A 25,822-nucleotide genomic window follows, 5' to 3' on the forward strand; every position below is an offset into this window, starting at 1 on the left:
ATACGGATCCGGGCCTTCCGGGTAAGCGGTCCTGACGGGATTTGAACCCGCGGCCTCCACCTTGACAGGGTGGCGAGCACTCCAAACTGCTCCACAGGACCAACAGTGACGCTTGCGGCTTCGCCGCCGTGCGCCGCGCTGTGTGCGCTGCGATGCAGACTCTACAGCAGGTCAGGGGGTGCGGTCGAACTCGCGCCCGGCGGGGCCCCGGCGGGCCGCCGGGACCCCGGGACACCCTTACGGAGCCACCGCGTCGATGGCCTTGACGATGCGCTTGTCCGACACCGGATAGGCCGTGCCGAGGGCGTGTGCGAAGTAGCTGACCCGCAGCTCCTCGATCATCCAGCGGACCTCCAGCGCCTCCTGGGGCACCGGGCGCCCCGGCGGGAACTGCTCCAGCAGCCAGGCGTACTCGTCCCGCATCTCCCGCACCTTCGCCATCCGGGAGCGGTCCCGCTCGGCGTTGCCCGGAAGCTGCTGGAGCCGCCGGTCCACGGCCACCAGATAGCGCATGAGGTCCGGAAGCCGCCGTACGCCGTGGGCGGTCACGAAACCCGGGGTGATGAGCTCCGAGAGCTGCTCCCTGATGTCCGTGAGGGACGTCAGCAGCACCGGGCTGGTGGTGGCCTTCAGCCGCCGCTCGCACGACTGCCAGGCCGCCAGCACCTCCTGGACCTTGCGCACGGTGTCCAGCGTGGCGTCCATGATGTCGCCGCGGACGGCGTCGAAGAGCTTGCGGAACGATTCCTCGTCCCAGGCCGGGCCGCCACGGGCCGAGATCAGCCGGTCGGCCGCCGCGGCCACGCAGTCGTCGAACAGCGCCTGCACACTGCCGTGCGGGCTGCTGGAGAGCGCCAGCTTGGCCTGGTTGGAGAGCTTGCCCTGGACGAACTTCGCCGGGTTGGACGGCAGCTGGAGCAGGATCAGCCGGCGCGTCCCCCGCCACATCGCCTCCCGCTGCTCGGCCTCGGTGTCGAAGAGCCGTACGGCCACCGAGGAGCCCTCGTCGACGAGCGCCGGATACGCCTTGACCGGCTGGCCGCCGCGGCGCGTCTCGAAGGTGCGCGGCAGCGTGCCCACCGTCCACCGGGTCAGCCCGCCGCGCTGCTCGATCCCCACGGCCTCCTTGGAGGACTCGAAAGCCTTGGAGATCGCGGCCCGCGTCTTGGGCCGCAGCCGCTGCCGCAGCGCCTCCAGGTCCTTGTCCTCGGCCAGTTTGCGGCGCCGCTCGTCCACCACCCGGAAGGTGATCTTCAGGTGGTCGGGGACCTTCGTCGGGTCCCAGTCCTCCGGCTCGATCCGTACGCCCACCATCCGCTGGAGCTCCCGCCCCAGCGCCGCCGTCAGCGGCTCCTGGAGGGGGACAGCGCTTTCCAGGAAGCGCTTGGCGTAGTTGGGCGCCGGGACGTAGTGCCGGCGGACGGGTTTGGGCAGCGAGCGGATCAGCTCGGTGACCAGATCCTCGCGCAGCCCCGGGATCTGCCAGTCGAAGCCGTCCGGGGTGACCTGGTTGAGCACCTGGAGCGGGATGTGGACGGTCACCCCGTCCGCGTCCGCCCCCGGCTCGAACTGATAGGTCACCTTGAACTTGAGCTTCCCCTGGCGCCAGGAGTCCGGATAGGCGTCCTTGGTGACGCCCTGCGCCCGCTCGTTGATGAGCATCGACTTCTCGAAGTTGAGAAGCTCCGGCTCCTCGCGCCGCTTGTGCTTCCACCAGGAGTCGAAGTGGGCGCCGGAGACCACGTGCTCGGGGATCCGCTGGTCGTAGAAGTCGAAGAGCGTCTCGTCGTCCACGAGGATGTCGCGCCGCCGGGCGCGGTGCTCCAGCTCCTCGACCTCGCCCAGCAGCTTGCGGTTGTCGTGGAAGAACTGGTGGTGGGTGCGCCAGTCGCCCTCCACCAGGGCGTTGCGGATGAACAGATCGCGGCTGGTCTCGGGGTCGATCCGGCCGTAGTTGACCTTCCGCTGGGCGACGATCGGCACCCCGTAGAGCGTCACCCGCTCATACGCCATCACCGCGGCCTGCTTCTGCTCCCAGTGCGGTTCGCTGTAGGTGCGCTTGACCAGGTGCTGGGCGAGCGGCTCGATCCACTCCGGCTCGATCCGCGCGTTGACCCGCGCCCACAGCCGGGAGGTCTCCACCAGCTCCGCCGACATCACCCAGCGCGGCGGCTTCTTGAACAGCGCCGAGCCGGGGAAGACCGCGAACTTGGCGCTGCGCGCGCCCACGTACTCGTTCTTCTCGGTGTCCTTCAGGCCCACATGGGAGAGCAGCCCGGCGAGCAGCGAGGTGTGGACGCGATCGGGCGCCGCGTCCTGCTCGGACATGTGGATGTCCATGGTCTTGGCGACCGTGCGCAGCTGGCTGTAGATGTCCTGCCATTCGCGTATGCGCAGGTAGTTGAGGTACTCATTGCGGCACATCCGGCGGAACGCGGAGGAGGACAGCTCCTTCTGCCGCTCCCGGACGTACTTCCACAGATTGAGGAAGGCCAGGAAGTCGCTGGACTCGTCCTTGAAGCGGGCGTGCTGCTGATCCGCCTGCTGCTGCTTGTCCGAGGGGCGCTCGCGCGGGTCCTGGATGGACAGTGCCGCCGCGATCACCATGACCTCGCGGACACAGCCGTTCCGATCCGCCTCCAGCACCATCCGGGCCAGCCGCGGGTCCACCGGCAGCTGGGCCAGCTTCCGGCCGACCTGGGTGAGCCGCTTGCGCGGGTCCTTCTGCTTGCTGTCCAGGGCGTGCAGCTCCTCCAGGAGCTGGACGCCGTCCTTGATGTTGCGGCGGTCCGGCGGGTCGATGAAGGGGAACTTCTCGATGTCGCCGAGGCCGGCGGCGGTCATCTGGAGGATGACGGAGGCGAGGTTGGTCCGCAGGATCTCGGCGTCGGTGAACTCCGGGCGGGTGATGAAGTCGTCCTCGGAGTACAGCCGGATGCAGATGCCGTCGCTGGTCCGGCCGCAGCGGCCCTTGCGCTGATTGGCGCTGGCCTGGGAGATCGGCTCGATGGGCAGCCGCTGGACCTTGGTGCGATGGCTGTAGCGGGAGATCCGGGCGGTGCCCGGGTCGATCACATAGCGGATGCCGGGGACGGTCAGCGAGGTCTCGGCCACGTTCGTCGCCAGCACGATCCGGCGGCCGGTGTGTCTCTGGAAGACCCGGTGCTGCTCGGCGTGCGACAGCCGCGCGTACAGCGGGAGCACCTCGGTGACCGGGAGCTTCTTCTTGTTCAGCGCGTCGGCGGTGTCGCGGATCTCCCGCTCCCCGGAGAGGAAGACCAGGATGTCGCCGGGGCCCTCGGCCTGGAGCTCGTCGACCGCGTCGCAGATCGCGGTGATCTGGTCGCGGTCGCTGTCCTCGCCGCCCTCCTCGAGCAGCGGGCGGTAGCGCACCTCGACCGGATAGGTACGCCCGCTGACCTCGACGATCGGCGCGTCGCCGAAATGGCGGGAGAAGCGCTCCGGGTCGATGGTGGCGGAGGTGATCACGACCTTGAGGTCGGGGCGGCGGGGCAGCAGCTGGGCCAGATAGCCGAGCAGGAAGTCGATGTTGAGGCTGCGCTCATGGGCCTCGTCGATGATGATCGTGTCGTACTGGCGCAGCTCGCGGTCGGTCTGGATCTCGGCGAGCAGAATGCCGTCGGTCATCAGCTTGACGTGGGTGTCCTGGCCCACCTGGTCGGTGAAGCGGACCTTCCAGCCGACGGACTCGCCGAGCGGTGACCGCATCTCTTCGGCGATGCGCTCGGCCACCGTGCGGGCCGCGATCCGGCGTGGCTGCGTATGGCCGATGAGGCCCTTGACGCCGCGCCCCAACTCCAGACAGATCTTCGGAATCTGGGTGGTCTTCCCGGAGCCGGTCTCACCCGCGACGATCACCACCTGGTGATCCCGGACGGCCTCGAGGATCGCGTCCTTCTTCTGGCTGACCGGCAGCTCTTCCGGATAGGTGATGGCCGGCACCGCGGCGCGGCGGTCCGCGACCCGCAGCTCGGCACGCGTCATCTCCTCGGCGATCTCGCCGAGCACGGCCGCACGGGCCTCGGGTTTACGGATCCGGCGCGCACCGTCGAGCCGGCGTCCCAGCCGCTGCTGGTCGCGCAGCATCAGCTCGGGCAGCCGCTCCAGCAGGGCGGGCAGGGCGGGGGCAGACGTGGTGGACATACGGACCCCAGGATCTCACCTCCGGAAAACGGCTGGCGAACCATTTCCATCCGCGCCGCGTCGTGCGATATGTGCGATATGTACCGGCTCATCGCTTTAGCGTGCTCTCATGGCCGATGACCTGGCGCAGCGCCCCGACCCCGAGCCCGAACGCCGATCACCGCGATGGGGGTGGGGGGCCTTCAAGCGGTCCCCCTTCTTCCCCGCGACCGTCATCGTGCTGATCATCTCCGCGGGTGCGGGGCTCTTCGCGGGCTCGTACACCTACGCCTTCGCGAACCCCACCCCCCGGAACGTCCCCACCGCCGTCGTGGTCCCCGATCACGGCGCCGCCCCGCTGAACCGGTTCCTCGCCGGGATGGAGCAGGCCCTGAACGCCTCCCTCCGGCTGCATCCCTACCCCGGCTACGCCAAGGCCCGCTGGTCCCTGGAGGAGCAGCGGGTCTTCGCGGTCCTCCAGGTGCGCGGCCGCGGCGTGCGGATGGACGTCGCGAGCGCGGCCGGGGCGACCGTCGCCCAGGTGCTCGGCCAGGCCGCGGGCAAGGTCGGCCGGGTCTCCGGGGTGCCGGTCACGGTCAGGGACGTGAAGCCGCTACAGCCCGGCGATCCGCGCGGCCTCGCGGTCTTCTACATCTCCCTGGCCGCCACGATCATCGGCTTCCTCGGCGCCATCCAGCTCAGCGTGAACGCCTCCGAGCTCAACCCGGCCGAGCGGATCGCCTTCATGATCGCGTACGCCCTGCTCGGCGGGTTCACCATCGCGGTGATCGTCGACCAGGGGCTGGGCGCGCTCCGGCTCCCCTTCCCGGAGTCCTGGGCGATCCTGGCGCTGACGATGTTCACCTCGGGGCTGGTGTTCTCCATGTTCAACGTCCTCTTCGGGCGCTGGGCGCTCATCCCCACCTGGGGGCTGATGGTGCTCCTCGGCAACCCCTCCTCCGGCGGCGCCGTCTCCTGGCCCCTGCTCCCCTCGCTTCTCGGCACCATCGGCCGCTGGCTCCCACCGGGCGCCTCGGTCAACGCCCAGCACACCGCGATCTACTTCCGCGCCCATCAGCACGCCTTTCCGTTCCTGGTGCTGGTGGTGTGGTGTCTGCTGTCCGCCGCGGTCTTCTGGACCTGGCGCCACCGCCACCCGGGCGGCCGCCCGCCGAGGGCGACGCCGACGCGGTGCTGAGGGGGGCGGTTCGAGGGGGCACCCGGCGAGTCTCGACGCCTGCGGCGGACTGTCCCCCTCCCCGCCCCGTCCCACAACCGGGGCCCCGCCCCAGCCCCCCAAGCCGAGGCTTTGCCTCGGGCCCTGGACAGGGGCTTGGCCTCAGGCCCAGCACTGGGCCTGAGGCCAGGCTTCGTCCCAGGCTTCGTCCCAGGCTTCGCACCGGGGCTCCGCCCCAGCCCCGCAAGAGGGCGAAGCCCCAGTCCCTCAAGGGGGGCAGAGCCCCAGCCCCCGGTCCGGGCTTGGTCCCAGGTCCCGGCCCGGGGGCATCCGCCTCAGACTCCGCACCGGGGCTTCGCCTCAGACTCCGCAACCGGGGCTTCGCCCCTTCCCGGGGCATCGGTGTGCGGCTCCGCCGCGTGGTGGGGCTTCGCCCCAGACCTCGGGGTCCAGGGGCGGAGCCCCTGGTTACGGGAAGGGGCGGGGAGGGGAAAGGAAAGCATCGCCATGCGGCTCCGCCGCGTGGTCCGCCGGAAACCTCGGCAGGCGGACACCCCGGCAGGGGCGGACACCCCGGCAAGAGCGGACACACAAAAAAGTCCCTCCCCTGCGATCAGGGGAGGGACTTTCCTAAGGAGCGCCGAGCAGGCCTTGCACCTACATCCCTCGTTTGGAGACGAGTATCTTTCCTTAGACGACCGACGCATCAACTCCCGCCCTCCGGGGCGGCGTTGCGAGATCAACTATACCCCATCCGGGGGATCACAGCCGCCACAGCGGGGCGTCGTACCGCTCCGGCTGAGTCCCGATCAGCAGGGCCCGCAGATCCGCGCGTTGGACACCGCTCAGCCCGAGAACCTCGGTGAGACGGCGGAACGTGGTGTGGCTGACCCCGCGGCCACGGGCCTCCTCCGCGAAGCGGGCGACCCCGGCGAGTACGGCCCTGGGCCGGAACGGCCCCTCGGGCGCCGCCCCGAACCGCGCGGCCTTCTCCCGTTCGTAGTCGATCTCCGAGTAGCCGCAGATCTCCCGGCAGTGCCGCTCGGCCTCAGCGAGTCCGGTGGTGTCGGCGATGGCTCCGGCCAGCCGGTTCCGGCGGAACGCGGTGTCGAGATCCGCCTCATGGACCACGGCCCCGCCGTCCGTCAGGGGAACGGTCAGCCCCGCGTCCCGCACCTCGCACAGCCCCCGCACCCCCCGCGCCGCGGCCGTGAGCATGCCGGTGGCCTCCGACGGATGCCATTCCATGACGGGCCCGATGGGCGCGACATCGCCGGCGGTCAGCGTATGGACCACCCGCTCCAGCCGTTCGTGCAGCACCTCCACCGGAATCTCCCCGTCCAGCCCCGGCCCGGCGACCAGCAGCCGGATCTCCGCGTTCACCTGCGCACACGCGGCGAGCGACAGCGCGTCGCCGAGCGGGCTCCGCAGCGTCGGCTCATCGCCGTACGCGAGGATGTCGCCGCCCACGTCCAGCAGGTCGATCGACGCCGGGGCCAGATGCTCGATCAGCTCCTCCAACTGCCGGACCATGCCCTCCACCCCGTGGTGGGGGTCGAGGAGGGCGAAGGTGTGCGGCAGTTCGGCGGCCAGCCGGGGCAGTGTGGACCCGGCGGGCGCCACGGGCTTCGCGTCCCCGGGCACGGCGTACACGCTCGGCGTCAGCGCCCGCAGACCGGTGAAGTCGGCCGCCGCCCGGGGCCCGGGGACGGGGTCGACGAGCAGCCGGTCCCAGGCGTAGGTCAGGACCACCGTCCGGTCATCACCCGTCCCGCGCCCGTACAGAACCCGGTCGAGCACCGCGGCGGCCACCGCGTCCCCGCCTCCTCCGCCCGCCACGATCAGCCGCGTCATCCGCCCAGCGTACGGCGGGAACGGACAATTCCGTCGTACGAGACGCTGCCGTCAGTGCGCGGTGAGCCCGCCGTCGACCACGAGTTCCGAGCCGGTGACGAACGACGACTCGTCGCTCGCGAGGAACAGCATCGCCGGTGCGATCTCGTCCGCCCGGCCCGCGCGGGCCATCGGCGTCCGTACGATGTCCGGCTGCTGATCGCCCTGCTCGTCCAGGAGATCCTGGATCATCGGGGTGGCGATCACCCCGGGGTGCAGTGAGTTGATCCGGACGTTGTCGCGGGCGTACTCGACCGCCGCTGTCTTCGACAGCAGCCGGACGGCGCCCTTCGATGCCTGGTACGCGGCCGCCGCACCGCTGCCCACCAGCCCCAGCACCGAGGATGTGTTGATCACCGACCCCCTGCCGCTCGCGCGCAACAGCGGCATGGCCGCCTTCATCCCCAGCCAGGTGCCCTTCTGGTTCACCTCGATCACGCGGTCCCAGGACGCCTCATCGGTGCCCTCGATGCCCGGCCAGTCCAGGATCCCGGCGATGTTGACCAGCACGTCCAGACGGCCGAAGCGCTCCCGTACGGTGGCGATCACCTCGCCCCACGCCTCCGCCGAGGCGACGTCAAGAACGGCCGAGGCCACGTCGCCGCCGTCACGCTCCGCGATCCGTTCCTCCAGAGCCTTCAGAGGCCCCGGGTCCACATCGGTGAGGAGCAGCCGTGCTCCCTCCTGTGCGAAGAGTTCGGCGGTGGCCGCGCCGATCCCGCCCGTCGCTCCGGTGATCAGCGCGACCTTGCCGTGCAGACGTCCAGACATGGGTACTCCGTTCCTCGTCTCGCTCCGGGACCCGGGATCCGACACGCGTGTCGACCTGCGTGTCGGCCCGCGTCTCGACCCGAATCCCCACCCAGTCTGCGCAGGTCAGCAGGGGCTAACCAGGGTGCGCGCCGCCTGGGTGCGGCACACCCAGGCGGCGATACGGGAACGAGGCCGACGGGCCCGTCAGACGGTCTGGGACTTCACCTCGGTCCCCTCGGTTCCCTCAGTCCCCTCGGGCTCGTCCGGTCCCTCCAACTCCCCCCGACCCTTACGGCCCTTGCGGTCCTTGAGAACGGCCGGGTTGGTCTCGGGAGCGGCCGCCACGGCGAAGACCGTGACCACGCCCATGACGATCAGGAACAGCGCGATCGGCCAGGAGGCCCCCGCCCACGCGAGCAGCGCGGTGGCGATGATGGGCGAGAACCCGCCGACGATCATCGACGCGAGCTCATGCCCCAGGGCGAGCCCGCTGTAGGCCACCCGGCTGGCGAAGAGTTCGGTGAAGAACGCAGGCTGGGTACCGATCATCGCCCCGTGGCCGATGACGACCGCCACGAAGATCGCCACGAAGATCAGCACCGGATTGCGCGAGTCGAACATCGCGAAGAACGGATAGGCCCAGACGATCACCGCGACCGCGCCCCCGATATACACCGGGCGGCGTCCGATGCGATCGGAGAGCGCCCCGAACATCGGCATCGCGAACGACTCGAACAGCATCCCCACCACGAGCGCGGCCAGCACCACCCCCTTCCCCACCCCGACCTCGGCCGCGTAGGAGAGGCTGAAGGTGAGGAAGAGATAGCTCGCACCGGTTTCGGCGACCCGCGCCCCGAAGGCGATCAGTATCGACTTGGGGTGGGTACGGATGACGTCGAGCAGCGGCGGACGGGACTTCTCCGGTTCCGACTCCGTCTCCCGGAACGCGGGTGTCTCCATGATCCGGAGCCGGATCAGCAGCCCGACGGCGGTGAGCAGGATGCCGACCACGAACGGAATGCGCCATCCCCAGGCGAGGAAGGACTCCTTGGTGGTCACCGACTGGGCGAGCGCGTAGGCGGAGGCGGAGAGGACGAACCCGAGCCCGACACCGGTCTGGCTCCAGGCGGAGTAGAAGCCGCGGCGGTGGCTCGGCGCGTGTTCGCTGACGATCAGCACCCCGCCGCCCCACTCACCACCGACGGCGATGCCCTGCACGATCCGCAGCGTTATCAGCAGCACCGGCGCCCAGGCCCCGATGGTGGCGTAGGTGGGCAGCAGACCGATCAGACAGGTCGCGATGCCCATGATCACCAGAGTGGTCACCAGCATCGACTTACGGCCGATCCGGTCACCGAAGTGCCCGAAGATGATGCCGCCCAGCGGCCGGGCGAGGAACCCCACCGCGTTGGTGCCGAAGGCGGCGATCGTTCCCACCAGCGGATCGAAGGTCGGGAAGAAGAGGGAGTTGAAGACGAGCGCGGCGGCCGTGCCATAGAGGAAGAAGTCGTACCACTCCAATGCGCTACCGAACAAACTTGCGATCGCCGCCTTGCGGACTTCGCGCTGGCTGCCCTTCACATCTGCCATGTCGGCTCTCCAATGGCCGCTTCGGATGGGATCAAGACCTGCGGCTCGGGTGTGTTGGGGGATTGTTCGCAGCTGGTTCTCATGGCGGGAATGGCGGCGTTCCGCTCACCGGGACAGAACGCGAACCGGCGGTCTTCGGCCGTTCAGGAGAGCTGCACCCGTACGTCTCTCACACGTCCCACGTTCGTGGGATTTGCATACTTTCACGCCTTACTGTCCGCTTCGCCTGGTCACGCCTTCACGGAGCCGGTCCCGTCCAGGGGCCCGTGACGAAGGGAAGACACACAGGCGTGGAAGGCTCGTCATCGCTGCCGCGGCATTGACCATGGCGCTGATGCCTGGCGTCGCGTCGGCGACACAGGACGGCGACGACCAGACGACCGGCTCAGCGCCGAGGCGACCATGCCCCGAGACTCGGAGGGGACCGAGTCACACGACGCCGAGGCGACCGCCTCCCACCAAGCCCCCTGCCCCGACGAGGGCGTGCCCGGCTACGAGGTGGTCACCCTGCCCAATGAGAACGTCCCGAACTTCCAGCGGCGCACGGTGTACTGCCCGCCGGGGAAGAAGGTCATCGGCGGCGGTGCCGAGGCCCGGGGCGACACCGCCATCCTCGTCGGCAGCTTCCCCACTGAGGACGCACGGGGCTGGATCGGGCTGGGCCGCCAGACTTCCACCGACAACATGGGTATCAGCGTCTTCGCCATTTGCGCCTACGCCTGACGTCTGACGTCTGACGTCTGATCGTTCATACGGGACAAGGGCGCCTCCGTGGGCGTCGCAGGCAAGGAAGAAGCCCCCTCCGGACGCACCGGGAGGGGGCTGTGCCCTGGTAGGGGCAGCGGTGGCAGGCTCACTCCGGCGCGCTGACCGGGCCGACGAAGGTCCCCGGGTGAGTGGCGCCTGACTGGTCCAGCAGCGCACCGCCGTACGGCCAGTCCAGCGAGAGGTTCGTCTCCTCGTTCGGCGGAGTGATCACGACCTGGTCCGGTGCGAACTTCTTGTCGTCGTCGCGGGTCGACGCCAGGAAGGTGATGTCGAAGGTCACCCGCCCCCCGGCGTCGACCCGGACCGGCTTCGGCTTGTCGTCGGTGCGCCGCAGGTCCCAGGTCTCGCCGTGCTCGTTCTGGAGCTGGACGCCCGGGAAGCCGACCATGGTGCAGTCGGTGCTGCCGGTGTTCTTCAGCACCACCCGGGCGGTCTGCTGCCCGTCGTACTCCATGTCCGGACCGCCCTCGAAGTTCGACCACGCCGCCTCCAGGTGGTCGCTGGTGCAGCGGCTCGCCGACGAGGAGCCGCCCGAGGCGCTGCCCGCCTTGGCGTCGATGTCCTCACCGGAGCCACCGGTCGAGCCCGACCCACCACCAGAGCCCCCCGATGTCCCGTTCGCGGTCGCCGAGGACGAGCCCCCCTTGGCGCCGCTGTCCGATTCGCCACCTCCGCAGGCCGTGAGCGAGAACGCGGCAGCGGCGATCAGCGAGGCGACGGCGAGGGTGCGGGTACGACGGAGAACGGTCGTGCGCGACATGGGATCCCCCCAGGGATGGGTGACGTGTAGGCGGACGCGGTGCGCTGTCCACGGTGCGTTCCGCGTCCTGGAACCAACCCTGTCCGCCGCCGCTGCCAATCGCCTAACCCACGGCTAACACGCAGCTGTCACGGCTCACGCGGCGATCCCGAAACCCTCCCCTCCCCGGCCAACGAAGAAGCCCCCTCTCCTCGGGTCGCTGGCCAGGTTCATGAATTCCACCGCCGTCTGGCTCCGTACGCCCGGTCCGATTCGTTCAGCTCTGTCGGCGGCCCGGCGTAGGTGGCCCCATCGGCGCGGAAGACATGGTGCTCGGAGTCGGTGATCCCGTTCGCGGGCTGGGCGTACACCAGGGGCTCCATCGCCTCGACCCGCCAGCCGGTCTCTTCTTCGACCTCGCGGGCGGCGGCCTGTTCCGGGGTCTCGCCGGGCTCGATGAGTCCCATGGGCAGTTCCCACCCCCCCATGCGTCGGTGATGAACCGGTGGCGCCACATCATCAGGACGCGCTTGTGGTCATCGACCACGGCGGCGACGGCGAGATGCCGCATGCGTACGACGTGGTGTTCCCAGCGTCTGCTGTACGTCGACCAGCCACAGGTTGACCCAGGGGTTGCTGTAGATCTGCCGTTCGCCATGGACGGTCCACCGCATGAACCCACTCCCCTTCGGGCAACGAAGAAGCCCCCTCACGTATGGACCGGGAGGGGGCCGTCCGTCGTTGTCGGCCGTAGCCGGCCGCCCTCGGCCGTTCAGCCGCAACGGAAGTTGGAGCCCCCGTCCTCCAGGTACTCGTTGTAGATCCAGCCGAGGCTCCTGTTGTCCTCGTCTCTGACCCACGTCCAGGTGTGGCCGAGGTCGTTCGTGACGTAGCAGTCGTACTCGACCCAGGCGTCCGGAGAGACATAGCCCACTGTGGTGCAGTCGCCGTACGGTCCGGTGTGGATGGCGGCGGGGGAGGACTTGCTCACTCTTCCGCCGAAGGGATCGTCGTTGGTATGCGGCCAGTACGCGTTGCCGCACGTGACAGCGGCTGCGTCGGTGGTGGCGGCCTGGGCGCTCGGCGTGCCCACGAGGCCGAGTGCGACGGCTGCTGCGGCACCGGCACCGGCCAGAAGACGGCGTGTCTGCATGGTTACCTCCATTGGTCGCGGAGACGGCTGTGTCCGTCCCAGCGAGGGGCTCGGTCAGGCACGACTGTGGCAGCCAGGCTTGGAGGGAAACCTTGGCAAAGTCTTGAATTGCCTGTTCAGCGCGGGCACGAAAACGCCCTCTCCGACGATCTTCGGAGAGGGCGTGTGCCCTGGTGAGGGCTGCGGTGGCTGGGGCCGGGGTCGAACCGGCGACCTTCCGCTTTTCAGGCGGGGCGCGGTGGCCGCCGGGGGCCGTTTCGCCTGGGCGGGCGGTCCGCTGACGTCCGCTGCTGGCGTCGGCGTACGGGGCCGTTGGTGTCACGGCTGGCGTCAGGCGGCCTCTTCGCCTGTGGTCGTTGAGGTTGGGTGGGCTGGTCGGTTGGTTCCCTGGAGCGGATGACAGTCGGTCACGGTCTCGCTGTTTGCTGCACTCCGCTGCCGTACAGCACTCGCTGACCACCGCCTTACAAGTTCGATCACAGGCCGGACTGCCCAGGCTGGGCTGACCGGGTTGCCGGGTGAGCGGCGGCCGGAGTACACCGAGTGCCACCGACGTCCGTCGCTGTTGATGTCATTCGGTGATGTCAGAACGTCGGTGCACCTCAAGCTTTGCTCTGAACGCCGGGCATGGGCGGTTCATAGCGTTGTCCGCGGAAATAATGGGCGACATGACGTCCAAGGCGAAGAAAGTCGCGCTCAGCGCGGTCATCATTTTGATCGCTATCGGGTATTCCTTGCTCTTGTGGCGGGGCCCTTGGTGGATCGACGGCAGCCACCTGCGCAGGCAGAATCTTCAGCCAGCGGATGGTGTAGTTATTACTGGGTTTCGCACCACGCTAGTGGCTATCGGCGCTGGCGCTGTTGCGGCCATGAGTCTCTATTACACGCACAGAAGCCACAAGCAGACGGAAAAAATGTTCGAGCACACCCGAGAAAAGGACAGAGAGCAAGCAGAGTTGACGCGTGAAGGTCAAGTTACAGAACGCTATGTTGAGGCGGTTAAATTACTCGCCTCCGATGTGTTGACTGAGCGCCTTGGGGGAATATACGCGCTCGAACGAATCATGCGCGACTCGGAGCGCGACCACAACACGGTGGTTGAAGTCCTTTCCGCTTTCATTCGTGAGCACGCGCAGAAAGGCGCCGCGAATAGGGCGCCTTCTGGAGATGGAAGCAAAACAGAGGGCGCCAATAGTCGTCGTGGGCAGCTCCGGAGTGACCTTCAGGCGGCCCTTGTGGTGCTCGGGCGGCGCCCTGAGCGTGAGGGTTTGGAAGAAGAAGGAGGGTTGGAACGCATCAACCTCACGCAGACGGATCTCCGGGGCGCTGAGCTTTACAATCACTCTTTGAGGAATATTGAACTCCGCGAGGCACGGCTAGACGATGCCCAGTTCTACATGGTTGATCTTTCGGGGGCGGAACTTCAGAGGTCTTGCTTTGAAGATGCCGACTTTTGTTGGGCCGACCTTTCTATTGTTAACCTAGGGCTTGCCAATCTGCGGAACACCCGTTTGCATGGCGCTTGTCTAGAGAATGCCACCTTGTGGCGGGCAGACCTGACAGGCGCGGATATGACTGAAGCACGACTACAGGGCGCTAATTTAAAAGAAGCGCGGCTTGATGGAACCACAGCTCTAACGGTAGAGCAGGTTATCGAAGCGCGAGTCTTCCCTTCGACACAGCTTCCCATTCATATCACCCAAGACCCGCGTGTGCAGGCACGGATCGAAGAATGTGAGATTGAGGAGGCAGAGCGCCAAGCCGCTCTGCGGCGTGTGCAATAGCGCAAGGTCGATGGAGCGGCTTTGGAGTGAAGCTGCCTTGGGGCGAGAGAGCATGGCCCCATAAGCTTGCGGCGCGTCGGGCAGTCTGTGGACCTGCGGAAGATGCAGGCGTCCGGGAGTTCGGCCGGCACCGCCCACCACGTTCATCGAACGATCCGGGTGGCTCTTGGCGAGGCGGTGCGGCGCGGGCACGTCCCGGCAAACGTGGCCGAGATTGCCAAGGCTCCCCGCCTCGAAGAAGAGGACATCGAGCCCTACACACGTCTGGAAGCGGCTGCTCCGGGACGCGGAGGTACGGGACGGACGACTGCATGACGCTCACCACACCACCGCGACCGTGTTCCTGCTCCTCGGTGTCCCGGATGTCGTGGTCGACGCGATCATGGCGCTTCGCCGGGCTGCTGAAGGTGGCGCAACAGGTCGGTGTGCTGAGACGGATCAACGACGAGGGCCCTGACCAGATCGGTCGGGGCCCTCGTCTGCCCTGGTGAGCGGGTGCGGAGGATACGAGATTCGAACTCGGAAGGGGTTGCCCCCAACACGCTTTCCAAGGGTGTTTGTGCCGGGCAGGGGGTTGTTCGGGGGTGTTCGCCAGCGTCCACGCGTGGCCGTTGTCCCGGAGCCTGGCTCGTCTGCATCCGCATCTGGACGAGACTGGACGGAGGCGAATGAGACCAGAAGTGAGACCACGATCGAGACCAGCATGCCGGAATCCGAGGCGTGGCGAAGAGCGCCGCTGTGCCTCGACACCTCGTAGCAAACCTCCGGCGGTCAGACGTTGACAAGGCTCCCGATAGAACTGTCGCGACCCTACGCTGCCGCAATGACGATCACACCGGTCATGGCCACCTTGCTCAGCATCGGTGCCGGACTGCTCGGGACCATCATCGGTGCTGCGGCCACCATCATCTCGTCGAGCGTCACCCAGCGGGCTACGCGTGTCCGCGAACGCGACTTCAAGGTCTGGGAGCGACGCGCTGACGCGATCGAGGAAGCGCACCGGAAGATGCTCGCCCTCGGCAACGCGCGTGATTTTGCCTGGATGCGAAGGGAAGTACCAAGCAACGTCAGTCCTCAAGACCTCGACGCTGGCCACCAAAATGAGCAATACCGACTGGTCGTAACGAAGCTGATGCTGTACACGACGCCCGAACTGGTGCAGGCCTACCGGGAGTCGAACGAGGCGTTCCTCAAGTCTTTAATGGCCATCCAGATGCTGCAGTTAGCCTCGAGCCAGACTGACGGCTCTCGCCGAACCAGAGACAGGGACATCAACCTCAGGGCTCCGGTGGCAGCGCAGGCAGTCAGAGAGTCGAAGGCCGCCGACGAACGCCTGGCAGCAGCGCTTCGAGAAGCTGCCTCGCTCGCGCCCTTCCCGACACGTCGCCGGTGGCGGCGAGGCTAGCCCTTATCCGTGGGGGCCGCGTCGGCCACTGCCCTTGGGGCAGCTACACGCGACCTGGTCCCTGCCAGCCACCTCTGCCGGGCTAAGTCGCTCGTCCCGAACGTCTCTCCTCAGAGCAGCCACAACTGATCATCGGCGGCCGTGACGTGCTGCCGGTCACTCGATCACCGCTCTGAACTGCTGTTGAGCTGTCGGCATTGCCAGCGTTGGTCACCACGAGCACCCTTCCACGGCCCCAGGAGGCCCGAGGGGCGCTCGTGCGTGACCGCTCCAAAGCCTCGGCTCTGCACCTCGGTTGAACGATCGCGAGGCGAGGTAGGTGTGCTACTCTGACGCCAGGAAATCTGAAGTTTTGGCTTCCGATGGTTCACGACCAGGACTTCCGCAGAAAGACGGGAGACCCGGGTTCGAGTCCCGGCTCCGACATTGTCGGATGTAGCTCAATAGGAAGAGCCCCCTATTTTTCTCCTCTGGGTGGAGCCTTCACTTCCAAGTGGTCAAGGTCCAGTAGTTGAGAGTCCGTGCGGCTTGTTCGAGTTCACTTTCCGTCAGTTTTGCCTGGCCGTAGTTGACTCGGGCATATCCGACCAATCCGCGACGCCATGATGACGAATTCTTTACTTTCGTTGTCGTGCTCTGGTAATCCTCGACGGCAATTCGAGCCCATGACGTTTTAGAGAGTGCCGCTGTCAGGGCTGTGTTTATCTCGCGGCCAAGGTGCTTGGTGACAGCGAATGCCGTGAAGATGTGCTCGGCGATTAACCTTACTGTGCCATCCTGGACCACGTCGTTTGGGTGTTGGCGATTGAGTCGCTGCCAACCTCCGATGGAGTCAGTGCCCATCGCCGCGATGTGATCGGTCAGACGTGCTTGCGCCTTACCACCTGCATGGGCAGTGCAGTTCCTGATCTCCCGCAGAAGGTCAAAGCTCTCAAGCCAGTCAGTGGGATGTGGGTGCTGCGCCGAGTCGAACAGGACTGTGTGCATATTCCATGCTTTGATGCGTTTTCCGCCTGTTTGGATCGTGATGCCCTCATTTTTCAATAGGTCGATACTCGACATTACGAAGTCTTCGTGTGTAGCCAGAGCGTAGGGGAGGGCTACGGAGGCTAGATGGTGGTCGGCGTTATTGAGAAGTGAACGAGCAACGTCGCTGCGCAAGTTGAAGCGAGTAATGTGCTCGACGGCCGGAAACAACTCGGCCAGCGTTCTTTGTGAACCTTCTGTCAGTTGCAGGGTGTGGCCAGCGAGCCGTGATCCTGCAAGCAATGCCGTCACAGCATTGTTCACGACCACCCGTGTTTCGACATAATTTCGGTAGTCTGGGTAAAGGAGCTCGCTCACGTGCGTTCCAGTCTGATCGTTGGTGACGGCTGAGAGCCGGCATGGGGGGTCTTGATGACGAAGGATGCCTCATCGCGGCTCGCCCCCGGTAGACACAGGCCATCAACTGAGGTCGGTGGAGCGGCTTTGGGCTGGAGCTGCTTTGGGGCGAGTGATCATGGCCCCGTAAGCTTGCGGCGCGTCGGGCAGTCTGTGGACCTGCCCGGTAAAGCACGACGTTGGGGCCATGATCTTAGAGGCTCGCCCCAAAGTGGCTGCCTAAAGCCGTGGAGCCGACCGCCCCAGCCACGACGTACCCCTTCTCTGACATCAGGTGGCTGATCGCTGAGTGCGCGGCACGGGCGGCGGCCGGGCTGGAGTGGGGCGGAGACAGGAGCGCAGGCCCGGCCGGGGGCCGGGCCGCGCGCGGTGAGCGGAGCGAGCCGCCTTGAACCTGTAGAGAAGGTTGTAACTCAGTGGCCGTTGGCCTGGTGTCGGGCGATCTTGTGTGTGGTGGGGCAGGTGAACTGTTCGGCGCATGCCGGAAGGCGTCGGGATTCGCGGTGGGCGAGGGGGAGGAAGATGACCGGTCGAAGGATCCATTCGATGTGCGTGTCTTGCTGGGTGAGGGCGAACGTGGTTGCTTGCCCGTTGGTGAGGGTGTCTTCGGCTTCCTTGTGGCCGTAGGTGACCCAGTCCCATGCCTTGTGGGCGGTTTCGCGGTCGAGCGCTGAGGCGATGGTTCGCACGGTGACGCGGATCCATCGGGTGGCCTCGCTCGGGCTGTCGGTTTCGACGGAGGCGAGCAGGACCGAGCGGGGTCCTGTGGCTGGTGAACGCGTCCAGCACTCGCACCAGTAGCCAGGTCGCAGCAGGGGCCTCAGCATGTGGTGGCTCCTGTCTCGGGTGCTACGAGCTGGGCGGTGACGGTGCGGCCGTGCTGGCCGCCGGTGATGTCCAGGCGCCGGGCGAGTGCCATGACGATGGTTAATCCGCGGCCGTGGGTGTCGTCTGCGTCGGCCTCCGTGGGGCTGACTTCTTCGGGGTGGCCTCCCTCGTCGGTGACGGAGATCGCGACGGTGCGGGGTGAGAGCGACAGCGTGAGCTGGAAGGTGCCGTAAGCGGTGCCGCTGGCGGTGTGGGTGAGGGCGTTGCTGCCGAGTTCGCTCACGATCAATTCGGCGTCGTCGGCGCAGGGGTGGTTGTTGAGGATGTCGCGGGTCCAGCGGCGGGCGCGGGTGACTTCTTCTCGGGATCCTGGGCACATCAGGCCCCAAACTCGCGGAGCACTCATATACTCGTCCATACAAGTTCCTTCGTGCTGGTAGGGGCTATGGGTCGTGGGTGCGTGCTAGATGAGTCGTACGCCGTCGTGGGCGCGGATGGCCGGCGGGGATGTGTTGTCGAGCGCGTCCAGGACGCGGATCGCGTATGCCTCGTCGGCGAGCTCGGTGATCTCCTCGCGGGTGGCCCAGTGCAGTGCGCGGGTTTCCGCTCCGGTGGTCGGTGTGCCGTCGATCGCCTCGCAGCGGAAGACCATGGAGACGATCAGGCCGGTCATGTTCTTGTAGATGCCGGTGAGGGTCGCGGGAAGTGCGATCTTGATGCCGGTCTCTTCGAGGACTTCCCGTTGCAGGGCGTCGGGGATGGTTTCCTCGCGTTCGAGCACGCCGCCGGGTGGTTCCCACTTACCGTTGTCGCGTCGCTTGATCAGCAGCGCACGGCCAGCGTCGTCGACGATGACTCCGGCGACGCTCACGGAGTGCGGGCGCTCAGTGCTCACGTTCCTCGGCCCTCTCGGCTGGCTAGGCTCTCCACCGTAGCAATCCCGGTCAGCCGCTCGTCTAGATACCTAAAGGAGTATGTGGCAATGCCTTCCCTGACTTCCGTCCTGGGTGTATTGGACCCGACGAGCGACCGGGCGGTGTTCCGGCAGATCGCCGATGCGCTGCGGGAAGCGATCGACAAGGGACGCTTCCGGGAGGGCGACAAGCTGCCCTCCGAGACTGAGCTGGTCGACCACTTCGGTGTCTCTCGGATGACCGTCCGCAACGCTTTGTCGCTGCTCCAGCAAGAGGGCCTGGCCGTGTCCGAGCATGGCAAGGGGGTCTTCGTCCGGCCCCGGCCGCCTGTGCGGCGGCTGGCCTCGGACCGGTTCGCGCGGCGTCATCGGGATCAGGGGAAGGCTGCCTTCACCGTGGAGGCGGAAGCGGCGGGCAGTCGCCCGGAGGTGGACAACCTCGAGGTGAAGGAAGAACGGCCGTCGCCGGACATCTCGGCCCGGCTCGGTTCGCCTCGTAAGGTGCTGGCCCGGCGGCGGCGGTATCTGCTGGATGGGCGACCGGTGGAGTTCGCCACCTCGTATCTGCCGCTCGACCTGGCCCGGAACACCCCGATCGCGCAACCCAACCCCGGCCCCGGTGGCATCTACGCCCGGCTGGAGGAGATGGGGCACCGCCTGGACCACTTCGACGAGGAGATCCGAGCCCGGATGCCCTCGCCTGCCGAGGTGCGTACGCTCCAGCTCGCTTCCGGGGTGCCGGTGATCCATCTCGTTCGGACTGCCTACGACGCTGAGGGGCGGGCGGTGGAGGTCTGTGACACCGTGATGGCCGCTGATGCGTACGTCCTCGCCTACCAGCTTCCTGCCAACTGACGCATGGCCGGGGCGTGGTGGCCCGGGCTGCTTCTTCTGACTCGTACACACGAGGACGCATACTCGTATAGACGAGTGGGCAAGCTGTGTGGCATGGTGGTCCCCGTTCCCGCTCGTTCGGGTTCGAAGGCCGCAACTCATCTACACAAGTAGGTGAGTTGAACTGTGAAGCAAGGAGAAGTAGTTGCGTTCCATTCGTGTTGAGACCTCCGGTGCCACGGTTCTGCTGACCGAGGCGCCGGAGCCGAAGGTGAAGGACCGGCAGACTGGCGAGATCGCCAAGGACGCGCAGAGCGGTGAGACGTTGATGCGGCTTGGCGTCGTCTACATCGACGGCGGGGAGTCCTCGCTGCTTCAGGTCACGGTGCCGGAGAGCGGGGTGACGGAGGGGCTGGCGCTTGGTTCGCCGGTCACGTTGATCGGGCTGGTTGCCCGGCCGTGGGAGACGGTGTTCAACGGGCAGCAGCGTCACGGCATCGCCTTCCGGGCCGAGGCCGTTGCCCCGGCCGCCATATCGGTCGGTGCGGGGGCCTGAGCCTGATGGCTGACGTGATGACGCTGATGGAGGTGGGTGGCCCGGCCGCCGGAATGGTCGGTGGGGCCGCCTACCTCCGGGCCCGGCACCCGGCCGCCTACTGGTCGACGATCGGGATGCCTATCTCTACGGCTCGGCTGCTGGGGTCGTACGGGTCGGTGATGGACGCGTGCGGGCTGGCCGTTCCGCCGTCGCGGCTGCGGGCCTGGGCCGTCCAGGCGCTCACGCATCGAGAGGTGCGGCCGGTTCCGCCTCGTCGGGGGCTGATCCGTCCGACGTCGACCGGGCTGCGGGTCAGGCTGCGACTGGCGCCGGGGCAGGAACCTGCGGACGTGGCGGCCTCGGCCGAACGGCTGCGGCATGCCTGGGACGTTCACGGTGCGTATGTGGAGGAGGTCAAGCCGGGTGTGGTTGAGCTGCGGCTGATCGGCTTCGATGTGCTCCGGAAGGTCCATATGCCTCGCAAGACCGGTGGCGGGTTCCTCAAGGTGCCGGTGGCGCTGCGGGAGGACGCGACGCCGTTCGTACGGGACTACCGGGCCATCCCGCACCAGCTCACCCTGGGCGCCACGTTGTCGGGGAAGTCGATGTTCCTGCGGCACCTGATCGCCGGGCTCGCCCGCCAGCCGGTTGCGCTGGTCGGGATCGACTGCAAGCGGGGTGTCGAGCTGGCGCCATTCGCCCCACGGCTCTCGGCCCTGGCGACTGATCCTCAGCAGGCGGCGGAGCTGCTGCCTGTGCTGGTCGGGCTGATGGAGGACCGATACGACCTGATCAAGGCCCGGCAGGGCATCGCGCCCAGCACACCGGACGAGGAGATCACTTCTGACATCTGGGGCTTGCCGGAGGAGGAGCGGCCGGTGCCGGTGGTGCTGCTCGTGGACGAGGTGGCTGAGCTGTTCCTGGTCGCCACGCGGAAGGATGAGGAACGGCGGGACGAGATGGTCACCCAGCTCATCCGTCTCGCCCAGCTCGGCCGTGCGGCGGGCATCTACCTGGAGGTGTGCGGGCAGCGGTTCGGCGCTGAGCTGGGCAAGGGGGCGACGATGCTGCGGGCTCAGCTGACCGGGCGGGTCTGCCACCGCGTGAACGACGAAGCCTCTGCCAAAATGGCGCTCGGCGACATCGCCCCCGAAGCGGTCGGCGCTGCCTGCGCCATCGCCCCGGAACGGCCCGGCCTCGCAGTCGCCGGGGATACCTCAGGTGGCTGGTCCCGAATCCGCCCGCCCCATCTCTCGCTAGCCGATGCTGCGGCCGTCTGCCGCGACCATGCCCATCTCGTCCCGGACCTGCCCGCGTTGGAGCCGTTCTGGCCCGACGTGCCGGCCGTTCCCGTGAGTGCTCCGACCTCGCTGCTCAAGCCGTTCCCGGCCGCCGAGTAATCCACCTGCCCGACGGTTGGCGCGACCGTACCCGCGCCGTGTCCCTACCCCCGCCATGCCTGAAACCGAAAGGGAGTCCCTGTGTCCCGCCCCACCATCTCCGAAGTCTCCGCGCTCCTGGCCGACCTGGCCGACTTCCGCACACGCGGGGCCGGGAGCAACGCCGAGCTGATGAACCGCAAAGCGGACCTCTTGGAGCGCATCGCCGCTGCCCAGCCCGATGACGCCCAGGCCGCTGAGGTCGCCGCTGCCGCTCGCGCACGCGCCGACGAACTCACCGCAGAGGGCTGACCGGACCGGAAGGAGTCTCTACCCATGCGCGCTCATCTGGCGCGGGTTGACGTGGTGCTGGTGCAAGCGGTCATCGCTGCCGCGCTGTCCTTCGCCCACCTGCACGGCCTGGCCTCGGCGGCCGGACAGGACGGGTGGAAGGCGTGGGCCTATCCGGTCTCCGTTGACCTGCTGCTTGTGGCGGCCTGGCGTCGGCTGCGGTCGGGGGCGTCCAAGGCGGCGGGCTGGTGCTGGTTCGTCGTCGCCCTGGCCGCCTCGCTCGGGGCGAACATCGCCACCGCCGGACTGCTCGACCTGACCGACGTACCGGACTGGCTGCGCATCCTCGTCGCCGGTTGGCCCGCCGTCGCCTTCCTCGGCGGAACGCTCCTTGCCCACACAACACCAGCGACCGAAACCGCGTCGGCCTCGGCCGAACCCACTGAAGCTGTCCCGGTCCCGGCGGCACCGAAAACCGCGGGGCCAACCACTACCCCGGCGCCTGAGCCGCAACAGCCCGCGCCGCACGTTCCGGCCGCGCTCGTCACCCACGCGCGCAAGCTCGCCGACGATCACCACGCCCGTACCGGATCGCCCATCGACCCCGAGACCCTGCGCGCTCGCCTGGGCGTCCCGGCGCCGTTGGCTGACGCCATCGTCTCCCGTCTCTGAAGGAGTCCACGATGCTCCGCCGCTTCCGCAACGTTGTCCGTATCGGCCCGGTCCAGGTCGGCACCGCCAACGATCAGCGGGGCCGGGTGAAGCACACCGCCGTGTGCACCGCCCCCCGTTGTGACTTCTCCGCCGACTACGACACCCGTGCTGCCGCCGAGCTGGCCGCCCGTACACACCGCTGCCCCGTCCGCTGAAAGGAGATCACCCGTGACCGTAAGTCTGCCCCTGGTCCTCGTCCTCGGCGCCGTCGCGTGGATCGCGATCAAGTTCATGGGCGTCCGCCTGTGGGTCGCCGTCGTGATCGCGCTGTTCGGCTTCTGGCCTGCCCACACCGGTATCGCGCCGTCCGTGGAGTCCGGTACGCGCTCCGGCGTCGACTCCGTTAACGAACAACACGACTAGACGAGTAGCTGAGAGGAGATCGCAGTGTTCCGACCGAAGTACCCCGAAGCCCCCAAGCCGTCGATCGTCCACGTGCCCACCGCCGTCCCGACGGCCCAGCACAGTCACGCCCCGGCCTGCTCCTGCCAGCACGCCCACGCGCCCGCACCAGCTCGCCCGGCCGGGGCCTTGAGCGGGCTCAATGCCGGAACGGTCGGTGCCGTGGTCACGGTCGGCATCGTCCTGACCGCCCTACTCGCCGCTGTTGCTGTCACGGCCGTCTCCGTCGCCGTGGCCGCTGTCGTCATGCGCTCGCTGCTGGCCAGCCAGCGCCGCCGCTGATCCACATCACACGACTGCCGGGGCGGCCTCGATACCGCCAAGCATCCGCCGCCCCGGCAGCCCAACCCCTCCCGACCCACGAGCCGAAAGAGGAGACCCCATCATCACCCGCACCACCCCGCCACCGCTGCCCAATCTCCGCAGCCTGGCAGCACTCGGCACCATGCCCGCACTGCTCCGCCAACTCTCCGGCCTCGGCGGCTGCACCCACCCCATCCGCCTCGACGGCCACCGCACCGAACACCACCTCAACCGCGACACCGGCGAGATCGGCCGCGTCCTCCACCACCTCGACTCCGCCGAGCTGCCTGCCGGGCATCTGCTGGTCCGCTGCAACAACCGCCGCACCACCCGCTGTCCGGCCTGCGCCGAGACCTACCGCCGCGACACCTTCCACCTGATCACCGCCGGACTACGCGGCGGTAAGGGCACTCCGGAAGAGGTCGCCACGCACCCCCGTGTCTTCGCCACCTTCACCGCACCCAGCTTCGGCCCGGTACACAACCGGCCCACCGGCCCTGCTGACACGGTCCGCCGGTGCCGGTGCGGCGTCCGCCACGGCCAGGAGGACGACGCGCTTGGTACGCCGCTGGCCCCGGACAGGTACGACTACGAATCCGCGGTGCTCTGGAACGCTCACGCGGGCTTGCTGTGGCGGCGGTTCTCGATCTACCTGCGGCGGGAGGTTGCCAAGCGGGCCAGGCTCACACAACGGGCCTTCCGCGAGCACGCCCGGCTGTCCTTCGCCAAGGTCGCCGAGTACCAGAAACGCGGCGCTGTTCACTTCCATGCCGTGATCCGCATCGACGGTCCCGGCGGCGGCCACACTCCGCCTCCGGCTTGGGCCACGGTCGAGCTGCTATCCGATGCCATCCACGCTGCTGCGTCCAAGGCGCAGGTTGCCGGGCCGGTCATCGACGGGCGGGCCCACACGTTCGCCTTCGGTGACGAACTCGACGTACGGCCCATCGGGGGCGCTGACTTCAACGGCGGCCAGGAGCTGACCGACCGGGCCGTTGCCGCGTACATCGCCAAGTACGCGACCAAGGGTGCCGAGACCGCGACGGGGGCCCTGGACCGGCCGATACGGCTCATCGCCGAAGTCGCCCAGCTCGACATCAGCGAGCACGCCCGCCGCCTCGTCCGCACCGCCTGGGCCCTCGGCGCCCGGAAGGACCTGGAACACCTCCGGCTCCGCGCCTGGGCTCACATGCTCGGCTTCCGGGGCCACTTCTCCACCAAATCCCGCCGCTACTCCACCACCCTCGGCGCGCTCCGTGATGCCCGCGCCGCCTGGCGACGTGCCCAAGCGGCGGCCACCGACTCCGGGCCGGACGAGACCACGCTCGTCCTCGCCCACTGGGCCTACGCCGGTACCGGCCTCACCCCCGCCGAGGAATGGTTCACCGCCACCATCACCCCCGCCCCCGGAACGGAAGGAGAGCCAACCCATGGCTGACGAACTGCTCACCGTGCCGGAGGTGATGGCCCGGCTGAAGATCGGCCGTTCCACGGTCTACGACCTGATCCGGTCCCGGCGCTTGCCCTCCATCACGATCGGCCGCGCCCGCCGCGTCCCGGCCGCCGCACTCCGCGACTTCATCGACCACCAGATTGCCGAGGCCGCCTGATGCCATCGCAGCGCAAGCGCAACCCCAACGGGGCCGGAACGATCAGCAAGCGCAAGGACGGCCGGTACCACGGTCGGGCGTACGTGATCACGGCGTCCGGCATACGGAAGCGCAAGTCCGTGTACGGCGAGACGTGGGATGAGGTGCACCGCAAGCTGATCGATCTCCAGTCCCAAGATCAGAAGGGGGTGCCCCTGCCGGACACCGATTCGACGGTCGGTGACTACCTGGCCTACTGGCTGGCTGAAGAGGTGGCACCCAACCGGCGGCCCAAGACGTACCAGGGCTACGAAAGCGTCGTGCGCGTCCACCTGGTCCCCGGCCTGGGCGGCAAGAAGCTCCGCGACCTACGCGCCCAAGAGGTCCGGGTCTGGCTCAACCGGGTCCGCGAAGAGTGCCAGTGCTGCAAGCACGGATGGGACAAGGAACGCCAGAAGCCGCAGTGCTGCGCCGCTCGCCGCTGCTGTGAGCGCAAGCTGTCGGCCCGCATGGTCCAGTCGGTTCATGCCGTGCTGCGGAACGCGCTGGAGCACGCCGTACGCGAGGAGCTGATCATGCGGAACGTCGCCAAGCTCGTGAAGACCCCAGCGCCCTCCTATCGGACTGGCAAGGGACTCTCACCGGCTCAGGCCAAGCTGGTGCTCAAGGAACTCCGGGATCATCGCCTGCACGCTCTCTACGTCCTGGCGCTGCTCCTCGGCATGCGGCGCGGTGAGCTGCTGGGCCTGCGCTGGTCGGCGGCGGACCTGGAGCGGGGCACCCTCACCGTGCTGACCAACCTCCAGCGCGTCGGGGGAGAACTGCGGCTCGTCCTCCCCAAGACGCGGTCTTCCGAGCGCACCATCCCTCTCCCGCCCCTCGCGGTCTCCGCCCTCCGCGCCCACCAGGAGCGTCAGGCGCAGGAGCGGGTGGCGGCCGGCATGGCCTGGCAGGAAAACGGGCTGGTCTTCCCGTCCCGGATCGGGACGCCGTACGAGCCGGACAACCTGCGCCGGAGCTGGGACCCGGTGCGGAAGCGGCTCGGTCTGGATCTGCGCTTTCATGATCTCCGCCACACCTGCATCACGCTGCTGCTGGATCTTGGCGTCCCGGTGCACGTCGTCCAGCAGATCGCCGGGCACAGCGATCACGGTGTGACCATGCAGGTCTACGCCCATGCCTCGCTCGATGAGCAGCGGAAGGCGCTCGGCCGCCTGGAGGACCGGTTGGCGTAGATCCGGTG

Annotated in this window: 25 protein-coding genes, 2 tRNA genes and 2 pseudogenes; 16 read left to right on the forward strand and 13 right to left on the reverse strand. The window is 67.9% G+C overall.

What is annotated here, in order from left to right:
• Positions 1-26: 26 nt before the first annotated feature.
• Both ACJX2R_RS28465 and hrpA read right to left on the reverse strand, forming a co-directional pair.
• A tRNA-Asp gene (locus tag ACJX2R_RS28465) sits at positions 27-101 on the reverse strand.
• A gap of 136 nt (positions 102-237) precedes the next feature.
• On the reverse strand, positions 238-4,164 hold the full coding sequence (hrpA, locus tag ACJX2R_RS28470) for an ATP-dependent RNA helicase HrpA (protein ID WP_413102474.1): 3,927 nt from the start codon (positions 4,162-4,164) through the stop codon (positions 238-240).
• 109 nt (positions 4,165-4,273) lie between these two features.
• On the opposite strand from hrpA, the gene ACJX2R_RS28475 reads away from it, so the two are divergent.
• Positions 4,274-5,341, forward strand: a complete 1,068-nt coding sequence (locus ACJX2R_RS28475) for an ABC transporter permease (protein ID WP_413102475.1) — start codon at positions 4,274-4,276, stop codon at positions 5,339-5,341.
• A 741-nt stretch (positions 5,342-6,082) separates the two neighbouring features.
• Here the strand turns inward: ACJX2R_RS28475 and ACJX2R_RS28480 are convergent.
• From ACJX2R_RS28480 to ACJX2R_RS28490, 3 genes are all read right to left on the reverse strand, one after another.
• A complete protein-coding gene (locus tag ACJX2R_RS28480) occupies positions 6,083-7,174 on the reverse strand; it encodes a DUF1152 domain-containing protein (protein WP_413102476.1) in 1,092 nt (363 codons plus the stop codon).
• A gap of 51 nt (positions 7,175-7,225) precedes the next feature.
• A complete protein-coding gene (locus ACJX2R_RS28485; protein WP_413102477.1) occupies positions 7,226-7,984 on the reverse strand; it encodes an SDR family NAD(P)-dependent oxidoreductase in 759 nt (252 codons plus the stop codon).
• A gap of 186 nt (positions 7,985-8,170) precedes the next feature.
• Positions 8,171-9,556, reverse strand: coding sequence for an MFS transporter (locus ACJX2R_RS28490; RefSeq protein ID WP_413102478.1), 1,386 nt, complete (start codon positions 9,554-9,556; stop codon positions 8,171-8,173).
• 402 nt (positions 9,557-9,958) lie between these two features.
• Here ACJX2R_RS28490 and ACJX2R_RS28495 point away from each other — a divergent pair, with 402 nt between their 5' ends.
• Positions 9,959-10,279, forward strand: coding sequence for a hypothetical protein (locus ACJX2R_RS28495; RefSeq protein WP_413102479.1), 321 nt, complete (start codon positions 9,959-9,961; stop codon positions 10,277-10,279).
• A 130-nt stretch (positions 10,280-10,409) separates the two neighbouring features.
• On the opposite strand, the gene ACJX2R_RS28500 is transcribed toward ACJX2R_RS28495, so the two are convergent.
• The 4 genes and pseudogenes from ACJX2R_RS28500 to ACJX2R_RS28515 all read right to left on the reverse strand — a co-directional run bounded on the left by ACJX2R_RS28500 (position 10,410) and on the right by ACJX2R_RS28515 (position 12,463).
• Positions 10,410-11,084, reverse strand: coding sequence for a DUF4232 domain-containing protein (locus ACJX2R_RS28500; protein WP_413102480.1), 675 nt, complete (start codon positions 11,082-11,084; stop codon positions 10,410-10,412).
• Positions 11,085-11,326: 242 nt separating this feature from the next.
• Positions 11,327-11,737, reverse strand: a pseudogene (locus tag ACJX2R_RS28505) (NUDIX hydrolase); the annotation flags it as partial.
• A gap of 98 nt (positions 11,738-11,835) precedes the next feature.
• Positions 11,836-12,216: an SH3 domain-containing protein gene (locus ACJX2R_RS28510; protein ID WP_413102481.1), complete on the reverse strand. Its 381-nt coding sequence runs from the start codon at positions 12,214-12,216 to the stop codon at positions 11,836-11,838.
• A 186-nt stretch (positions 12,217-12,402) separates the two neighbouring features.
• Positions 12,403-12,463, reverse strand: a tRNA-Phe gene (locus tag ACJX2R_RS28515).
• Positions 12,464-12,884: 421 nt separating this feature from the next.
• On the opposite strand from ACJX2R_RS28515, the gene ACJX2R_RS28520 reads away from it, so the two are divergent.
• The 3 genes and pseudogenes from ACJX2R_RS28520 to ACJX2R_RS28530 all read left to right on the forward strand — a co-directional run bounded on the left by ACJX2R_RS28520 (position 12,885) and on the right by ACJX2R_RS28530 (position 15,405).
• The gene (locus ACJX2R_RS28520; RefSeq protein ID WP_413102482.1) at positions 12,885-14,000 is read left to right on the forward strand and encodes a pentapeptide repeat-containing protein; all 1,116 of its coding nucleotides are present in this window, start codon (positions 12,885-12,887) and stop codon (positions 13,998-14,000) included.
• A 96-nt stretch (positions 14,001-14,096) separates the two neighbouring features.
• Positions 14,097-14,261: pseudogene (locus ACJX2R_RS28525) on the forward strand (site-specific integrase); the annotation flags it as partial.
• A 562-nt stretch (positions 14,262-14,823) separates the two neighbouring features.
• Positions 14,824-15,405: a hypothetical protein gene (locus ACJX2R_RS28530; protein WP_413102483.1), complete on the forward strand. Its 582-nt coding sequence runs from the start codon at positions 14,824-14,826 to the stop codon at positions 15,403-15,405.
• 483 nt (positions 15,406-15,888) lie between these two features.
• Here ACJX2R_RS28530 and ACJX2R_RS28535 read toward each other — a convergent pair whose 3' ends face one another.
• From ACJX2R_RS28535 to ACJX2R_RS28550, 4 genes are all read right to left on the reverse strand, one after another.
• Positions 15,889-16,749: a hypothetical protein gene (locus ACJX2R_RS28535; protein ID WP_413102484.1), complete on the reverse strand. Its 861-nt coding sequence runs from the start codon at positions 16,747-16,749 to the stop codon at positions 15,889-15,891.
• A 452-nt stretch (positions 16,750-17,201) separates the two neighbouring features.
• Complete coding sequence (locus ACJX2R_RS28540; protein ID WP_413102485.1) at positions 17,202-17,477, reverse strand: hypothetical protein; 276 nt, start codon at positions 17,475-17,477, stop codon at positions 17,202-17,204.
• A 131-nt stretch (positions 17,478-17,608) separates the two neighbouring features.
• Positions 17,609-18,034, reverse strand: coding sequence for an ATP-binding protein (locus ACJX2R_RS28545; protein WP_413102486.1), 426 nt, complete (start codon positions 18,032-18,034; stop codon positions 17,609-17,611).
• Between the two features lie 45 nt (positions 18,035-18,079).
• Positions 18,080-18,487 carry an NUDIX hydrolase gene (locus tag ACJX2R_RS28550; protein ID WP_413105964.1) on the reverse strand — a complete coding sequence of 136 codons (408 nt, stop codon included), beginning with the start codon at positions 18,485-18,487 and terminating at the stop codon, positions 18,080-18,082.
• Positions 18,488-18,598: 111 nt separating this feature from the next.
• Here ACJX2R_RS28550 and ACJX2R_RS28555 point away from each other — a divergent pair, with 111 nt between their 5' ends.
• The 11 genes from ACJX2R_RS28555 (at position 18,599) to ACJX2R_RS28605 (ending at position 25,814) form a co-directional block, all read left to right on the forward strand.
• Positions 18,599-19,384, forward strand: coding sequence for a GntR family transcriptional regulator (locus ACJX2R_RS28555; protein ID WP_262706249.1), 786 nt, complete (start codon positions 18,599-18,601; stop codon positions 19,382-19,384).
• 184 nt (positions 19,385-19,568) lie between these two features.
• Positions 19,569-19,919, forward strand: a complete 351-nt coding sequence (locus tag ACJX2R_RS28560; RefSeq protein WP_413102487.1) for a hypothetical protein — start codon at positions 19,569-19,571, stop codon at positions 19,917-19,919.
• A 5-nt stretch (positions 19,920-19,924) separates the two neighbouring features.
• Complete coding sequence (locus ACJX2R_RS28565) at positions 19,925-21,301, forward strand: FtsK/SpoIIIE domain-containing protein (RefSeq protein ID WP_413102488.1); 1,377 nt, start codon at positions 19,925-19,927, stop codon at positions 21,299-21,301.
• A gap of 81 nt (positions 21,302-21,382) precedes the next feature.
• Entirely contained in the window at positions 21,383-21,592 is a 210-nt protein-coding gene (locus ACJX2R_RS28570; RefSeq protein ID WP_413102489.1) for a hypothetical protein, read from the forward strand.
• 24 nt (positions 21,593-21,616) lie between these two features.
• On the forward strand, positions 21,617-22,243 hold the full coding sequence (locus tag ACJX2R_RS28575) for a DUF2637 domain-containing protein (protein WP_413102490.1): 627 nt from the start codon (positions 21,617-21,619) through the stop codon (positions 22,241-22,243).
• 11 nt (positions 22,244-22,254) lie between these two features.
• Entirely contained in the window at positions 22,255-22,440 is a 186-nt protein-coding gene (locus ACJX2R_RS28580) for a mobile element transfer protein (RefSeq protein ID WP_413102491.1), read from the forward strand.
• Between the two features lie 13 nt (positions 22,441-22,453).
• Entirely contained in the window at positions 22,454-22,648 is a 195-nt protein-coding gene (locus ACJX2R_RS28585) for a hypothetical protein (RefSeq protein ID WP_413102492.1), read from the forward strand.
• A gap of 24 nt (positions 22,649-22,672) precedes the next feature.
• Entirely contained in the window at positions 22,673-22,969 is a 297-nt protein-coding gene (locus tag ACJX2R_RS28590; protein WP_413102493.1) for a hypothetical protein, read from the forward strand.
• 163 nt (positions 22,970-23,132) lie between these two features.
• Positions 23,133-24,428 carry a replication initiator gene (locus ACJX2R_RS28595; RefSeq protein WP_413102494.1) on the forward strand — a complete coding sequence of 432 codons (1,296 nt, stop codon included), beginning with the start codon at positions 23,133-23,135 and terminating at the stop codon, positions 24,426-24,428.
• Positions 24,421-24,600 carry a helix-turn-helix domain-containing protein gene (locus tag ACJX2R_RS28600; protein ID WP_093463518.1) on the forward strand — a complete coding sequence of 60 codons (180 nt, stop codon included), beginning with the start codon at positions 24,421-24,423 and terminating at the stop codon, positions 24,598-24,600. Before ACJX2R_RS28595 ends, ACJX2R_RS28600 begins: the two co-directional genes overlap by 8 nt.
• Complete coding sequence (locus ACJX2R_RS28605; protein WP_413102495.1) at positions 24,600-25,814, forward strand: tyrosine-type recombinase/integrase; 1,215 nt, start codon at positions 24,600-24,602, stop codon at positions 25,812-25,814. The genes ACJX2R_RS28600 and ACJX2R_RS28605 overlap by 1 nt, the downstream gene beginning before the upstream one ends.
• Positions 25,815-25,822 lie beyond the last annotated feature (8 nt).

Origin of the sequence: Streptomyces sp. Inha503 (genome assembly GCF_047215865.1) — a bacterium.
GTDB lineage: Bacteria > Actinomycetota > Actinomycetes > Streptomycetales > Streptomycetaceae > Streptomyces > Streptomyces lycopersici.